Annotated in this window: 19 protein-coding genes; 17 read left to right on the forward strand and 2 right to left on the reverse strand. The window is 38.3% G+C overall.

The features are described from left to right. Nucleotides 1-10 precede the first annotated feature (10 nt). From ACQK2H_RS07290 to ACQK2H_RS07370, 17 genes are all read left to right on the forward strand, one after another. Nucleotides 11-1354 carry a TolC family protein gene (locus ACQK2H_RS07290; protein ID WP_350206871.1) on the forward strand — a complete coding sequence of 448 codons (1344 nt, stop codon included), beginning with the start codon at nucleotides 11-13 and terminating at the stop codon, nucleotides 1352-1354. Between the two features lie 8 nt (nucleotides 1355-1362). Continuing rightward, on the forward strand, nucleotides 1363-2409 hold the full coding sequence (locus tag ACQK2H_RS07295) for an efflux RND transporter periplasmic adaptor subunit (protein ID WP_350206870.1): 1047 nt from the start codon (nucleotides 1363-1365) through the stop codon (nucleotides 2407-2409). Between the two features lie 6 nt (nucleotides 2410-2415). Beyond that, nucleotides 2416-5553, forward strand: a complete 3138-nt coding sequence (locus tag ACQK2H_RS07300; RefSeq protein WP_350206869.1) for an efflux RND transporter permease subunit — start codon at nucleotides 2416-2418, stop codon at nucleotides 5551-5553. An 18-nt stretch (nucleotides 5554-5571) separates the two neighbouring features. Continuing rightward, nucleotides 5572-6252 (forward strand): sterol desaturase family protein, encoded by a 681-nt coding sequence (locus ACQK2H_RS07305; protein ID WP_350206868.1) that lies wholly within the window; start codon nucleotides 5572-5574, stop codon nucleotides 6250-6252. Nucleotides 6253-6288: 36 nt separating this feature from the next. Continuing rightward, nucleotides 6289-6900: an HD domain-containing protein gene (locus tag ACQK2H_RS07310; protein WP_350206867.1), complete on the forward strand. Its 612-nt coding sequence runs from the start codon at nucleotides 6289-6291 to the stop codon at nucleotides 6898-6900. Between the two features lie 337 nt (nucleotides 6901-7237). Then, nucleotides 7238-8065, forward strand: coding sequence for a tetratricopeptide repeat protein (locus tag ACQK2H_RS07315; protein WP_350206866.1), 828 nt, complete (start codon nucleotides 7238-7240; stop codon nucleotides 8063-8065). A gap of 5 nt (nucleotides 8066-8070) precedes the next feature. After that, nucleotides 8071-8373 carry a hypothetical protein gene (locus ACQK2H_RS07320; RefSeq protein ID WP_425390779.1) on the forward strand — a complete coding sequence of 101 codons (303 nt, stop codon included), beginning with the start codon at nucleotides 8071-8073 and terminating at the stop codon, nucleotides 8371-8373. A gap of 188 nt (nucleotides 8374-8561) precedes the next feature. Continuing rightward, the gene (locus tag ACQK2H_RS07325) at nucleotides 8562-9539 is read left to right on the forward strand and encodes a cation transporter (protein WP_425390780.1); all 978 of its coding nucleotides are present in this window, start codon (nucleotides 8562-8564) and stop codon (nucleotides 9537-9539) included. A 4-nt stretch (nucleotides 9540-9543) separates the two neighbouring features. Beyond that, the gene (locus ACQK2H_RS07330) at nucleotides 9544-9756 is read left to right on the forward strand and encodes a GDCCVxC domain-containing (seleno)protein (protein WP_425390781.1); all 213 of its coding nucleotides are present in this window, start codon (nucleotides 9544-9546) and stop codon (nucleotides 9754-9756) included. Nucleotides 9757-9794: 38 nt separating this feature from the next. Then, nucleotides 9795-10211, forward strand: coding sequence for a hypothetical protein (locus ACQK2H_RS07335; protein ID WP_425390782.1), 417 nt, complete (start codon nucleotides 9795-9797; stop codon nucleotides 10209-10211). 10 nt (nucleotides 10212-10221) lie between these two features. Then, nucleotides 10222-10587, forward strand: coding sequence for a glyoxalase superfamily protein (locus ACQK2H_RS07340; RefSeq protein WP_425390783.1), 366 nt, complete (start codon nucleotides 10222-10224; stop codon nucleotides 10585-10587). Nucleotides 10588-10596: 9 nt separating this feature from the next. Further along, nucleotides 10597-10968 (forward strand): metal-sensitive transcriptional regulator, encoded by a 372-nt coding sequence (locus tag ACQK2H_RS07345; RefSeq protein WP_425390784.1) that lies wholly within the window; start codon nucleotides 10597-10599, stop codon nucleotides 10966-10968. 83 nt (nucleotides 10969-11051) lie between these two features. After that, nucleotides 11052-11327 carry a thioredoxin family protein gene (locus ACQK2H_RS07350; RefSeq protein ID WP_425390785.1) on the forward strand — a complete coding sequence of 92 codons (276 nt, stop codon included), beginning with the start codon at nucleotides 11052-11054 and terminating at the stop codon, nucleotides 11325-11327. A 6-nt stretch (nucleotides 11328-11333) separates the two neighbouring features. Then, complete coding sequence (locus ACQK2H_RS07355; RefSeq protein WP_425390786.1) at nucleotides 11334-11660, forward strand: hypothetical protein; 327 nt, start codon at nucleotides 11334-11336, stop codon at nucleotides 11658-11660. Then, on the forward strand, nucleotides 11657-12433 hold the full coding sequence (locus tag ACQK2H_RS07360; protein ID WP_425390787.1) for a transporter: 777 nt from the start codon (nucleotides 11657-11659) through the stop codon (nucleotides 12431-12433). The genes ACQK2H_RS07355 and ACQK2H_RS07360 overlap by 4 nt, the downstream gene beginning before the upstream one ends. A gap of 14 nt (nucleotides 12434-12447) precedes the next feature. After that, a complete protein-coding gene (locus ACQK2H_RS07365; RefSeq protein ID WP_425390788.1) occupies nucleotides 12448-12759 on the forward strand; it encodes a heavy-metal-associated domain-containing protein in 312 nt (103 codons plus the stop codon). After that, nucleotides 12749-13549, forward strand: a complete 801-nt coding sequence (locus tag ACQK2H_RS07370) for an NHL repeat-containing protein (protein ID WP_425390789.1) — start codon at nucleotides 12749-12751, stop codon at nucleotides 13547-13549. Before ACQK2H_RS07365 ends, ACQK2H_RS07370 begins: the two co-directional genes overlap by 11 nt. A gap of 192 nt (nucleotides 13550-13741) precedes the next feature. Here ACQK2H_RS07370 and ACQK2H_RS07375 read toward each other — a convergent pair whose 3' ends face one another. Both ACQK2H_RS07375 and ACQK2H_RS07380 read right to left on the reverse strand, forming a co-directional pair. Then, the gene (locus ACQK2H_RS07375; protein ID WP_425390790.1) at nucleotides 13742-14785 is read right to left on the reverse strand and encodes a DUF4238 domain-containing protein; all 1044 of its coding nucleotides are present in this window, start codon (nucleotides 14783-14785) and stop codon (nucleotides 13742-13744) included. Nucleotides 14786-14930: 145 nt separating this feature from the next. Continuing rightward, on the reverse strand, nucleotides 14931-15581 hold the full coding sequence (locus ACQK2H_RS07380; protein ID WP_425390791.1) for a DUF5710 domain-containing protein: 651 nt from the start codon (nucleotides 15579-15581) through the stop codon (nucleotides 14931-14933). Between the last annotated feature and the right edge of the window lie 136 nt (nucleotides 15582-15717).

A 15717-nucleotide genomic window follows, 5' to 3' on the forward strand; every position in this document is an offset into this window, starting at 1 on the left:
CATAGAATCTATGAATCGAATTTATTACAAAGCTATTTTCACACTATTACTTGTTTCCTTTTTTGGGAATTTAGCTGCGGCACAGGAAACGCTTTCATTGCCTGATGTGGTAGCATATACGCTGGAAAACAACAGCGAGATCAAGAAAAGCCTGATACAGGAAAAGATAGGTTTCGAGGTAACTAAAGAAGTCAGAAGTACGGCTCTACCCCAGGTAATGGCTAGTGGAAACTATACAAACAATCTACTTCTTCCAGTATTGGTCGTGCCTGGAGAACTCACAGGCAATCCGGGTGAGGTTAGCACCTTAGAAGTAGGGTTGGATTACACCAACTCTATTGCATTGTCTCTTAACCAACCTCTTTTTGATAAATCTGTATTTACTGCTTTGAAAGCTGCAAGATCCTCTGAAGAGTTGTATGCTTTAAGGGTAAAAAAAACCAAAGAAGAGGTCGTTTACCGAGCGGTAATCCTTTATTACAATGTCTCCATATTAGAGAGGAATATTGATATTCTTCAAAGTAATTTGGATCAGACCAATAAACTTCTTGAAATATCCGCAGTGCAATTAGATCAGGGCTTCATCAAGCAAGTTGACCATGATCGTCTTAAGGTTTCTAAAATGAACCTTGAAGTCCAGCTCTCTGACCTGAACCTTACTAGAAAAAACACCATAAAGCAACTGCAGCTAATCATGGGGATGGATCAGGAGACTATCCTCATTTTGGAATACGATGAAGATAAAGAAGTGCAGTTGGTTGATGTACCACCTATGACTCATGAAAATCTCACGGATCTCAATCTGCTTAATGTTCAAAAGAGACTATACGAACTGGAAAAAATAAATTTTCAATCAGGGTATTTCCCTAAGCTGAGTTTTTTTGCCAACTATGCCTACAATGGCATAAGCAACGATGCGCTATTTTCGGGTTCAGATGTAACTACCAACTGGTATGACGTTTCATCCATTGGGCTCAGTCTTAAGCTGTCACTTTTTGATGGTTTTAGAAGGAGTGCCCAAAGCATGCAATCCCAACTGAAAAAAGAGCAGGTTGAGGAGTCTATCGAATTTACAAGAGAGAAATATAGTGTCGACTATGCCAATGCTCAGAATAAACTCAATCAGAGTTTATCGACCCTTGAAACGAGAAAAACAAGTGTTGATCTAGCACAAAAGGTCTATGACCTTTCTCAGAAAAGTTATGAAGAAGGGTTGTCCGACCTGACAGACTTACTGAGTGCAGAGACTGCACTTACTACCTCCCAGCTCAACTACTCAGCAGCACTTCTTCAAGTGAAAATATCAGAAATAGAAATACTCAAATCAACAGGTAAACTCCTCGAATCTTATTAATTGAATATATGAAAAAGATAAACTCAATAATATTCCTAGCCTTGATTGCTCTGGTTGCCTTTATATTGAAGAGCAACAAAGAAGAAATGAAAGAGGAAGTGAAATTGGCCCAGATAAAACCAGACTTCATCCCGGTGAGTGTAGAGCCATTGAGAAAAAGAACGATTGAGAGGAGCTTTCAGGTAAATGGTAACCTGATTCCGAACAAAGAAGTTACTGTTTCATCAGAAATGCCCGGGGTTATTGAATCAATACAGATTGAAGATGGTACATATATAAAATCAAACCAGGTACTTGCCAGACTTGATGACCAAACTATAAAAGCAGCTTTGGATTTAGCGAAGGCCAATTTTGAGAAAATAGGAAAAGAAAAGAAACGTATTGAGAACCTATTTGAAGCTGGTGGAATTAGCCAGCAGGACTTGGATAATATTCAGCTGGCTTACGTAAAGGCCAAGACTGATTTGATTTCAGCAGAAAAGGCTTATAATGACACATTTATTAGAGCGCCATTTTCAGGAATAAATGACAAAAGATACATTGAAAAGGGAAGTTATGTGCGAGGTGGAGATCCACTTTTTGACATTGTAGATGTAGACAGGATGAAAATGGTGGTAATGGTTTCTGAAAATCGCATACAGCAGGTGGAATTGGGCATGTCTGTTACTATTACAATACAAGCGATGAGTGGTAATGAATTTGAAGGGACAGTAAGCAGAATTGGAGTCAGAAGTTCAGAGGCCCTTACATTTCCAGTAGAAATTAAAATTACAAATGCATCAAAGAATTTAAAGACTGGAATGTTTGGGACTGCCCATTTCAATATTCAAACGAGTGAGGCATTAGCCTTAAATCGAAATGTCCTTGCAGGTAGCATTGAAAACCCACAGGTCTATATTTATCAGGACAGCACAGCGGTATTGAAGAAAATCGTGATTGGCCAAAGAAATGACAACTACATAGAAATAGTCTCCGGCATTAATGAAGGAGACTTAGTTATTATCTCCGGTCAAATTAATTTAACAGATGGTGCTAAAGTTGGGATTAAAGAATAGCTCATTATGAAAATCACTGAAATATCAATAAAACGATCCACAGCACCTGTTGTGGTTTTTATAGTACTTACATTGCTGGGTTTAGTCTCTTATTCGCTTTTAGGCTATGAGCTTCTCCCCAAGTTTACTCAACCCATTGTTACCATCACTACCACTTATCCAGGTGCGGCTCCCAGCGAAGTGAAAACATCAGTTTCTGAGAAAATTGAAGATGTACTTTCCTCCATGGAAAATGTGGAATCTATCAGTTCTACTTCGCTAGAGTCTGTTTCAATTGTCACGGTTGAGCTCACTACAGACGCAGATGTAGATTTGGCGCTACAGGAAGCTCAGCGTAAGGTCAACGGAATCATATCTCAACTTCCGGAGGATGCTGATCAACCTTCGTTATCAAAATTTTCAATTGATGACTTGCCAATTATTAGCCTGGCCAGTACAGCAAGCAACTTGGTCCCTTCGGCATTTTTTGATCTTGTAGATCAACGAATAGTTCCCGAGCTTTCAAGGATAGACGGCATGGCTCAGGTACAATTAGTAGGTGGAGAAGAGAGGGAAATCAAAGTCAATATTGACAGGGAAAGGCTAAAAGCATACAACCTTTCCATTTTACAGTTGGTACAAATGATTGAAGTATCAAATCTTGATTTTCCAACCGGGAAAATAGAAACCAATGAAGAGCAGCGAACCATACGGCTTTCAGGTAAATATCAAGACCTGGAAGAAATAAGAAATTTAGTCATTGGTTCTTTACCAAGTGGAGCAGAGATAAGGGTTAAAGATATAGGCGAGGTAGTGGACGGAAAAGTCAAGGTGGAAAAGGTAGCACGCTTTAATCTTGAAAACTCAATAGGAATACTCCTCACCAAGCAAACAGATGCAAATGCCGTAGCGGTTAGTGAGCTTGTACGAGATAAAATCCAGGAGCTGGAAGAAATATACAGTGAGGAAGGCCTCAAATTTAACATTGCCCAAGATCAATCAGAATTTACACTTGAAGCAGCAGATAGTGTAATACACGATCTGTACATAGCAGTCATTCTTGTAGCCATAGTCATGTTTTTGTTTTTGCACAGTATAAGGAATGCTATTATTGTAATGATAGCTGTGCCGATTTCCCTTGTTGCCACTTTTACTGCGATGTACCTTGCCGGCTTTACGCTAAATCTGATGACCCTTCTGGCACTATCCTTAGTGGTGGGTATTCTTGTGGATGATGCCATTGTTGTTATAGAAAATATATACAGGCATATGGAGATGGGCAAAAACCGGATCAGGGCTTCTTTTGACGGGGTGAAAGAGATTGGGTTTACAGTCACTTCCATCACACTTGTGATTGTTGTGGTTTTCTTACCGCTTGCACTGGTAGAATCTCTTATATCCCCGATATTGACGAACTTCTCTCTGGTGATCGTTGTAGCCACGCTATTGAGCCTTTTGGTGGCATTCACAATTATTCCCCTGCTAACCTCTCGTTTTGCTAAAATAGAAAGCTTCAATCCTAATGGTCTCGCAGCTCGGTTTAACAGGACTTTTGAAGGTGTTATAGACTCTTTTGGTGGATGGATTAACAGGGTTTTGATTCAATCAATGAACAACAAGACAATCACACTTATTGTCACTGGGGGATTGTTAATTGGATCCTTTTTGCTTGTTGGATTTGGATTCATTGGTGGCGAGTTCATTACACAAGGAGATCGAGGCGAGTTTGTGATTCGCATTGAGCTCCCGAAAAACGCTTCGGTGGAAAAAACCAACCTTACAACAAGGACTGCTGAGAACCTGATTTCAAAATTACCAGAGGTGGTGAGTACCTTCACCACTGTTGGTCAGACCAGTCAGGGTTTTGGTGGAACCCAGGCTATACCAAATGAAGCTGAGATCAATGTAAAGATGGTTCCTTATGATCAGCGTGATGTATCAGCAACCGTATTTTCAAAGCAAGTCAAGCTCATGCTTCAGGAAGATATACCAGGAATTATTGTCTATTCATCGCCTACAAGTATACTAGGTACAGCTACTGAAGCGCCAATACAAGTGATCTTTGCCGGACCGGACCTGGATCAGCTGATGAAGCTTGCTAATGACATAAAAAATGACTTGGCAAAAGTAGCGGGTACTACAGAACTTGAATTGAGTATTAGAGAGGGAACACCAGAAGTAAAAGTGGATATAGACAGAGACAAAATGGCTAGCCTGGGATTGGATTTGGGTACCGTTGGTGCTACCATGCAAGTAGCCTTTTCTGGAAACACTGATGCAGCCTATAAAGATGGAAACTATGAATATGACATTAATGTGAAACTGAATGAATTTGATAGGAGAAAAGTTAGAGATGTAGAATCCTTGATATTTATTAATAGGTATAATCAGCCGGTAACACTCGATCAGTTTGCAGTTGTTTCTGATACGGTAGGTCCATCAAGGCTGGAACGAAAAGACCGGATCAACTCGGTCAAACTATCTTCTAAGATAATAGGTATTCCAGCAGGGGCTGTTGGTCAGGAATTACAGGACATCATTGATAATAAGGATCTACCTCCAGGAGTAACGTATTCATTTGATGGTGATTTGAAAAGGCAATCACAATCGTTCGGGGCTTTAGGTTCTGCTTTTCTTTTCTCAATAATCCTGGTATATCTAATTCTTGTGGCCTTATACGATAATTATATCTATCCGTTGGTCATTCTTTTTTCCATACCTGTAGCCATCGTTGGAGCACTCCTAGCCCTGGCGCTCGCAAAACAAACACTGAATATCTTTTCCATCTTGGGGATCATTGTATTAATTGGCCTTGTAGCTAAAAATGCCATTTTGGTGGTTGACTTTGCTAATCAAGCTAAAGAAAGTGGCTCTAATACACGAGACGCTTTGATTGAAGCAACTAAAGCGCGCTTAAGACCAATATTGATGACGACCATTGCCCTGGTATTTGGTGTATTGCCAATAGCTCTCGCTAGTGGAGCTGGAGCTGAGTGGAAAAATGGCCTTGGATGGGCAATTATCGGGGGTCTTTCCAGTTCAATGCTCTTAAGCCTTGTGGTCGTCCCAGTTGTCTATTTGATTGCTGATAGACTGGTAGAAAAATTAGGATTGACAGAGAGAAAAGAGAAATATACCACTGAGCTGAATACGACTCAAACGTAAACTTAAAAGATAGATGGAATGAAAGAAGCAGTAATATATCCCAATCAAAAAGCACCTAGCTTGTTCAGGAGCAAGATTTTAAATGCATTAACATGGTCCCATCCAGCCCTGATTTTCACTATGTATCTATTGCTATCTGCTGTAGCTGTGTTTATATATTATAGTGAGTTTAATGCGAGAATTGATTTGATAATCATCTACTTCTTATCTGGACTGTTTTCATGGACATTTGCTGAATATTTACTTCATCGCTTTATTTATCATAAAATTAAAGATGCAAGCTATGACACAGGATTTCATTATATGTTTCATGGCATCCATCATGCCTACCCCAATGACAAAAGCAAAACTGTTTTACCTCCAGTACCTTCACTTGGTATAGCTGGATTCTTTTTTGGTTTGTTTTATGTTATCCTCGGTCATGAAGCACTCATCTTCAGTCCGGGATTTGTTATAGGATACTCAGTTTACATGTGGATACACACAATGATCCATCGATTACCTGTGCCCAGTAGATTTAATTTCTGGTGGAAACATCATAATATACATCATTATCAACAACACGATCGTGCTTTCGGTGTAAGCACACCATTATGGGATATTATATTTCGAACTATGCCAAAGGAAGGCCGTAAAACCACTGTATGCAAATTTGATAAAAATGAATTAAAAAATAGAACTACAAGTAATCAATATTGAAGAAGATTTAGAAAGGAAATTGACCGTGTTTTAACAATGATTTCTGAGTCAACCATAATAGAAGTCAAACAATATACAAATGAACTGCTTATTAGTTTAGACCACAAATACCTATTTCATAATTGGAATCATACGCAGGAAGTTGTAAGAGTGTCAATGGAATTAGGTAAACAATGTGGTCTTTCAGAAAAGGATTTGTCAATCTTGAAAGTGGCGGCTTATTTTCACGACACTGGGCATGTCAAAAGCTACACCAATCATGAAGAAATGAGTGCAAGGATTGCAGCTGAGTTTCTAGAAATTAGAGATGTGGCAAAGGAAGAAATTGAAACAGTTAAATCCTTGATTCTTTCAACAAAACTAACTTCACCATGCTTAACCACAATGCAAGAAATCCTTCATGATGCAGATTTGAGTCATATCGGAACTTTAGATATGGAGAGGAGAGCCAAGGCACTAAGAAAAGAGTGGGAATACTTACTTGGATCTAAATATTCAGAACGTGAATGGTTAGAATTGCAGATTTCTTTTTTGAGTCACCTAAGATTCTTGACTGAGCCTGCAAAAATAAAATTTGAACCAATCCTTAAAATTCATATTGGACATATGAAAAAGAAACTTTTTGATTTGTCCTCAAAGGAAAAATGAGATTTTTAAACTTTTCACAAATTCATGAGCAATCTTCAAGACATGTGAGGAATTAAATATTAATCCAAATTAATAGATCATTAGTTAGTATGTATGTACTATTATTGATCCTATTGCGAATTTGGAAATAACTCCAGACTTTTTATATATGTATGAAGTGGAGAAGTGTGAGGATTTGCTCCTTATGAAAAAGGCTGGTAGGTTAAGGTATTTTTGATCCTTTCTTTATGAAACTTACATATAGAGACTCATCTCCTTAGATAATAAAGCGAACGATAGGAAAGAACGATTCTATACATAGAATTGAATTTAATCCTCTACTTCATATTTTTACTAAATGGCCACACAACCGATTGTTGCTGAAATGCTAGACGGCTTATGGCAGTTTATTTTTCCTGAAGATATTGAATCTGAGGATGTACAGGATAGATACTGGCATGCTATCGAAATTCTCGATGTAAATCCTAAAAAATCATCAGAGATTTTGTCTGACATAGCAAGCCGATTCCCGTATTTCATTGATGCTCATAATCATTTAGGTATTGCCTACAAAAACCTCAATTTGAGAGATAAGAGTTTTAAAACTGCGATAGAGGGATACCAAATTGGAAGGGCTGCTTTTCCACCAGAGTTTGATCATGATCAAGATATGCTAAAATGGTCGATCCTGGAAAACCGACAATATTTAAGGTCATGTCATATTTTAGGCTTAGAGTATCAAGACAAGAATGGATATGATCAAGCAATTGACCTATATCATGATATTTTAGTGAAAAATCCTGGGGATAATCAGGGAGTGCGATACCTTGTATTTGAATGCTATTTGCATAAGCGAAATCTTGAAAAAGGTCGTGAATTTCTTGAAATGCACTATGACACTTCAATTGAGTTTACCTACGGAAGAGTTTTAATTGACGTTCTTACTAACAATAAGGATTTAGCGCTAGACAATATCAACGAGGCAATAGCGTCTAACAAGTATCTACCTCAGATTGTAATTGAAAGTGGGCGCAATAAGCCAATGCCATACAGAATACCTGGTGAGCCGAACTTTATTCCAGAAGGAGTCCCCGTAGGATCTGTACACGAAGCATATGAATATTGGAATAGAAACAAGGAGATTTTGTCTTCACAAATTGTAAGAGATTTTTTTAAGAAGATATGAAATTAATGAACGGTAATCACATCCAGGAGACACTTTATCGGCTAAGAGGGTATGCCAATAGAGTGGACGAAAATGATGATTTTAGTCAAGACGCCATGTTATTCTATAGAAAAACTAAGGACGGAAAGTATGTAGTAATCAATCATTTTAATAGGAAAATGAAAGTAGAATTACAAGGTTTTGATTCTTGGCTTTGTGAATATTCTGAAGGAAGTGAACCAGGAATAGACTCGCCAATTAGCATAGCAGAAATCAGATTGGGCCTAAAACTACCTCAAGACCTTAAGTTAATTGATCATTATTATTAAAAATATAGAGAAAGATCATTGTTTTTATTAAGCTTAATTGTATAGTGCCTTTTAACTACCTGGAAATCAACACGATGAATATTTACACCGAATCCACCTTAAAGGCCTAATTCAAGCTTACAAAGGCTGTAAGGTTTTAATTATCAAGCTGTTGTACTTTTTGCCGATTTTTTGTAGATAGCCGTTTAATGCTCTCGTTTCCCAGCTACGCACATATTTTCTATTCCAATGGAGGAGGTCAGACACCTGTCGCCTACATTGAACAAGACACAACCAAAACAAATAAGATTGTCTTAGATGTAAAGGGAATGACTTGTGCAGGATGCGAAGCTTCCATCGAACATAAGGTTGGCTTACTTGAAGGGGTCAAATCAGTTGACGCCATATATGCTACCAGTTCAACTACGATAGAATACTACCCTTCAAAAGTGAATCAGAGCGACATAATCGATGCAATCAATGAGACAGGGTACAAGGTGATTGATGACCAGAAAACGAGTTCAACAATAACAACAGATAATGGTAACGTTAGCTTTTACAAAGTGCCTCTCGTTTGCAATGCTGCACCTACTATTGGTTGCGGCAGTCGTGCCAAACCGGTTTTGAATGATTTTGAGAATTCAGAATCAGTTGATGAAGCCTGGTTAAATAGAGCAGGTACTGTTATAGCAGTGGTTTGGAGTGAACCGGATTTTATGACCAGAAGAAATTTGATCAATCAGGTTTTTACCAAACATAAGGTGAATGCCAGTGAATTATTAATGGATGGATATGCAGAAAACTTGGAATCATTTCAGGCTAAGTCCGATTGGCTAAAAGGCTCAGATGTTGACAAGCTCAGCAAAGAGGAGGCTGGAATTATTGCAGATCAAATCCTTGTATCAATCAAGAAAAAATCAAGTCTCAGCGCCTCAGATGAAGCAAAGTTGAAAGATAAGATTACAGAAAAATTCTATGATTTCTTCCTGAATTTTGAATCAATGAAAGACCTTGGTAATCCGGAATCCTATAAGGCCAGATTGTCAGAAATCAAGAAATTCGGAGATGACCTCATCGGGTCTGATAACATGCCGACTGTAGATGAGCTTTGGAGTGCCTGCTCCAGTGCCGCTAAAAGCTGTGACCATCAGGGGTGCAGTGCATCATGCAAAATTCCAAAAGGATAGTTAAATGGAAAAAGAAATAACATTAGAATCAACCATCACCTGTCCAAACTGCGGACATCAAAAGGAAGAAAACATGCCTACAGATGCATGCCAGTACTTCTACGAGTGTGAAAATTGCCACCAGGTGTTGAAGCCCAAATCAGGTGATTGCTGTGTGTACTGCAGTTATGGCACTAAGAAGTGTCCACCGATACAAAATGGAACCTGTGATTGCTGATTATGGATGCAGGTCAAAAACCGGTTTACAAGGCGCGCATGATAGGACGAATTTTTAGATTCTGCCTGGGGCTATTCTTTGTTACAGAAGTTTGGCCAGTATATCGTGATGTTAGTTGGGAGGGAGTCTTTATAAGACTTTCATGGGCTATCGGCCTTCTTGCTTTTTATGCCCTTCTTCATATCGCTATTGTTCGGTTTACACCAAAAATAGATCGAGTGCTTGGAGCGATTTTGGCTTTCGGTCCATTCCTTGCCGTTTTCTTACTTGGGTATGGGGGTCCAGCAGCTACTGGAGCTTTAACCTTTCTATCCGCATCCTTAATACTAGCAGGTATCCGAGCAGATCCAGGCTGTGAAGTGATGACAATACCAGCTATCTTTTCAGGTAAGCATACGCATTTAGCATGCCTTCTTTTCTCTCCCATTGATTGGTGTGAAAGGAAAATGAACTAATCAAGACAACATGGAAGCGTCAGAGGTAATCCCTGTTTTAAGAATATTTGACTATAAAAAAACCATTGAATTCTACGTCGATTGGTTGGGGTTTAAAATTGATTGGGAACATCGCTTTCATGATGATGCACCGATCTACTTACAAGTTTCAAATGGTAATATGGTACTGCACTTGACAGAGCATCATGGCGATTGTTCTCCAGGAGCAAAGGTCTTCATAAACTGCAGTGGCTTAAAGGAATTCCATAAAGGCCTAAAAAAGAAGAACTACAAATACAACAATCCTGGTATCAGTAAAGCTCCATGGAAAGACCTCTGTATGGAGGTAACCGATCCATTTCACAACAAGTTGATTTTTAATGAGAAGCGAAATTAATCCATTGATATGCTACCCAAAGACTTAACAAAAGACATAAAAACCCGACTTCAAAGCATCAAAGGCCAAATGGATGGCTTGATAAAAATGTTGGAGGAAGAAAAAGATCCGGAAAAGATTCTCATACAATTCAAGGCAGCAAAGAGTGGCTTAGATAAAGCACACTACCTCTTACTGGACGAAACATTTAGGAAATCCCTGGCCATTAAGATATCCGAAACTTCAAGCGCTTGCCCTGGCAATTGTGGTAATGAAGAACAAATAGAGATGCTACGACAACAATTTCCGGCGATTGGAGCAGATGATCTCACCGAAAAAATGAAAGAAATATCGCGACTAAAAAAGAACCTGGATCGATTCAATGAGGTGGATAAAAAATAATTTCTAAACTTTTTCTTGGAGACCACCCTATAGCACCCCGTACGTTTGTTTCAGCTTTTATTTAAATCCAAAAAAGAATAATAATGAAACGAAATGTAGAAGTATTTACTGCCAATTGCCCGGTATGTGATCCCGTGGTATCTATGGTCAGGGAACTGGCATGTAATGATTGTGAGATTACCATTTATGACCTTGTGAAGCAATGTGAGGATAAAGCTTGTTTGGATAAGCTGACAGAATATCAAGTCAAACGTGTCCCTGCAATAGCCGTAGATGGTAAACTTCTTGAATGTTGTAAGAATCAGGAGATCACACGTGATAGCTTGGTTGAGTCAGGCATTGGTCAACCTTTAAATTGATCCTACATGTTGCATAGTTTAGAAAAGGCCGTTGCTCTAGGGTCATCATTTCTGACAGTTATTGCCCCAAAGTTTTGCTGCTGGAGCTCGGCAATAACTGCACTAGGTGCTGGAAGCAGCTATCTCGCATGGGTCTATCCCTTGCGTCCATACCTTTGGGGACTTTCATTCTTAATGGTGGGAATTAGTTTTTATCAGGCTTATAAACCAGTCAAATCCAATTGTTCCTCATGTGCAGAAGATGCGCAAACACCATTTATGCGATCCAAAGTTTTCACCTGGGTAGTCGCTGTTCTTGTTCTAGTTATGTTCATTTTAAGTCAACAAGTATGAAGAAATCAATCTTTTCAGTTTTCCTCTTTCTTGCGGTTGCTATGGATGTTGCTGCACAGGGACCTCCCATCTTTACGGATACTCCAATCATGTTGGGCCTTGAAGGTCGTGGGGTTCGGACATTTGGAAATATTGTGTCAATGGAAAACGCTAACGCATACATTCACCCGGTTGCTTTTCCTTACAACATCACCAATAAATGGCAGGTAGGTGTAGTAGCTCCTTTTGTTGCTAAATCTCCCAATGGAATGGACAGCAGGTCAGGGTTTGGTGATCTGCAGGTCTTTACTAAGTACCAGCTTTTTCAAAAAGATGGAAAAGCAAAGACCTTTCGCGGATTGCTCAAATTGACGGAGGTTTTTCCTACAGGCAACACTTCAGAAACCCCCACATTGGGAACTGGAGCCAATCAAACCAGTTTATCCCTTGTAACCGGTTATGTGACAACCAAGTACGGGTTATATACTGAGGTAGGATATAATGCGACCTCAGATAATTTACCGGATAATGTCATTTACAAATTGGCTTTTGGCTACCCGCTACTTCCTCAGAAGTATCCACCTCAGCAGGTAAACATCTTTGCTGAATTGCTGGGCAACTATGTTCTTGATGGAGTAGGAAACAACCTGTTTTTCGCACCAGGTATTCAATACATTGTTGGTAGAAAGTTACTGTTTGAAAGTGGAATTCAATTGCCATTGGATGACCCAGCACCGGAAGGACAAAAAACAAATTACATTATACGAATAGGAACCAGAGTTCTGTTGTTTTAACAAAAATGAAGATGATGAAAAATATCATAATGCTATTGTTAGGTGTGGTCTTGTCCACTGGCCTGCAAGCCCAAGATCAAACCGATTTGACAGGAAAAGTGAAGGTGGAAGTGGATGGACTGTCATGTCCTTTCTGTGCTTACGGTTTAGAGAAGAAACTGAAGGATTTAGATGGCGTTTCAGCCATTAAAATTGATGTTGAAAATGCCTTTGCCCTTTTGACCGTTGAAGAAGGGAAAGTGCTTGGTGAAGAGGCCATACGAAAGAAGGTGAAAGATGCCGGATTTACAGCCAGAACCATAAAGAAGGTAATTGATGAAGATTAAGTTATGGATTCTAATTTGTGCATTCCTATTTTCGTGCTCATCTGAAAAAGAGTGGACATTTAGTGAAAAGATTGAGCTTCCGGAGGACGTTCGTCCACTGGGGCTCACTTTGAAAGGTGACCAGTTTTGGATCTCTGACCCTGACAACAATAGAATCCTCCAAATCAACAATCATGGCCAGGTTTTGGATAGTTTAACAAACCTGAACAGACCAATGCATATAGCCAGCAATGGAGAGATCGTTTACATTCCCAACTTCACTTCAGATACGATTGCTACATTCGAGAATGAAGAATTAAGATCAATCCAAATTGGTGACAGTTTGGATGCTCCAGCAAGCATAGCAATGCTGGATAAAACAATGGCAATAGCAGACTTTTACAATCACCGAGTTCTACTTATTGAAGATGATAAAATCATAAAAATTGGTAGTGAAGGTAGAACAGACGGTCTTCTCTATTACCCTACAGATGTTGCTTTAACGAAAGATCGAGTTGTGGTAGCTGATGCCTATAATAACAGGGTACAAGTATTTGACAGGAATGGACAATTCATCAAAGTGATCGGATGGCAGGAAAATATTAAAGTAGCGACTGGGGTTGAAGTTTATGAAAAGGAAATTTTTGTTACTGACTTTTATGGCAACCGTGTTTTGACCTATAATTTTGAAGGAGTTCTACTTGACACATTTACCAATCATTTCAATAAACCGACTGATGTACTAATCTTCAATGAGGAAATGTATGTTGCTAATTATGGTGAGAATACTGTTACCATTTTTAGTAAGTAAGCTACTTGACTACTGAGAGTTCATCAACTTAAGAGCTTTCAGAAACATAACATTTTCAGCAACCTTTTGAGAAACCATTCGAGTCACTCCTTCGATATTAATATCCAATGATCTATCAAATTTGGTGTGTGATTTGATAAGGATTTTGCTATTGATGACAAGTCCCAATCAACATAGTTTATTGAGAGTTTCTCAGAATTTTTGTTCTGAGTCTCTCTTAAGTGATGGATGCCTTAACGGTGTTAATTGGCCTTTATAATCTTCTGGGTTCACCACAAGGTCAAAAAAATCCAACTTTAAATCTATATGTTCATCCTCAGAACTGGTTAGAAAAAATTTTCTTGATCCAAAATTAACAACTTCGTTAATATGCTTTTTACTGCCTCTATAGTCGGAAAAATCTTTAGAAAGATTTCTTACATACTCTTCTGTAATAGTGTTATCGAAAAAGACTTGTTTATCACTATTAATAAATTGTAGCCCATTTAATTGATGAATATCAATCCAAGATTCAGTGCCGAAACAATTTTCACATCCATCACCGAAATCATAAACTTTTGAATCAAATAGACAGATCATAAGTCTAGGGTGTATTGGGTAGAATATTTGAAGTCCTTTTGCCACTAACCCCGTCGATCCAGTATACGTTCCAGCCTTTTCCATTAATTGATTGTAGAAAATTACTGGTGCATCTGAGGTAATAAACGGTAAAGGAGACAGGTTAACCAAGAATTTACAATCAAGGAAATTTAAATAATGTTCGTATTCTATGGAGTGAAGTAGCGAGAGTAGTACTGGATTCTCATAAATAATTTTATACCCTTTAAGCTTATCGGATAGTTCTGGATCAATCTCCTTAAACAATACTTTTATGCTTTCATTCAATGTATCAGTAATACTTAAGCCGGACTTAGGTACTCTGAAAGCTTGATATAAAATAAATTGCTTTAATACTTTGAACCCATTAGTTTCAGGTGGTGGGGGAAGGAGTTGCTTTTCCTCAGTCCAATAATAAAAGAATTCAGCGACTGTCCCTTCTAAGATAGCCAAAGCATTCTCAATATCATCATCCTGTCCATAAAGAAAGTTTTTATAGCCTTGATGCCTTAAAGGTGCTGAATCCACAAATTTGTTATTCATGAGATTGAATAATCCAATGAATTTTCCCTCATTGTTTACCGAAAATTGTTTGAGATAGAAGCGAGGTATATAATGATGTCTTTTCTTTTTTGGCATTATAGAAAACTAACAAATTTTCAAATTCGACTTTGCTGCAAGTCGCACTTCTGTACAGATTAAGGCTAAATGGAAGATCTTTTTGGACTCGGGTTAGCTGTAAAAATTATCACTGGTTTTATTTGATCATAGTAAACCGTTCAAATCAAATATCATCCCATTTGACTCTTTTTGAGAGCTCGATAATTTCCTCATTTAAACTACTCCATCCAGTGCCAGCTTGAATCGCTAAATCAAATTTGGCTGGAACCTCCATAAGAGTTATTTGTTGGCACTCTTCTATTGACATAGGTGAAAAAGCCCCTCCTGGTTCATTATGATTAAAAAAATCACCTTGAAGTGAATTGCATTTTTCGCAGTGGTTTGCCCAGTACTTTCCATTTATAGTTTTAGAAAAACCAAGTTTATAAAAAGGAAACTTCTGACTTATCAAATCAATTGTTTCTTTATTTATATAGGTAGGAGAGCTGAAAAAGGTAAAATAATTTTGAGGAAACCATGCAATTGCTTCATCATTACCCCCTTCATTCAAGTAATCAAGCTCAAAGAATCTATTAGATGCTAACGATACTACTGTAGTCAGTTCAGAACATCTCCAGCATTTTCTTTGATTTTTAGCTATATAGAATGGTGTTTGGGCTATGATCGAGAAATCATCACTATTAATCCACTGTAAGAAATCATCATATTTTTTGTGGTTCGGTACATACCAAGTTTTTAGTTCTGCTTCCCAGAAAGCGCCTCTGGCTTTCGCTTCATCTTTGTCCTTAAATGGAACGTCTATTTTGAGTGGCATATCTCTGTTTTTCCTCAGATTCTTGGAGAGTATTTTTCATATTACGTTTGATGAGTAATGCAATTGCGGCTGAAATTGCAAGAAGAGCAAGAAGTGAATACGATGATATGGTAATTATGTCCCACAATGCCGATTA

It is taken from the genome of Ekhidna sp., assembly GCF_965228795.1.
Taxonomy (GTDB): Bacteria; Bacteroidota; Bacteroidia; order Cytophagales; family Cyclobacteriaceae; genus Ekhidna.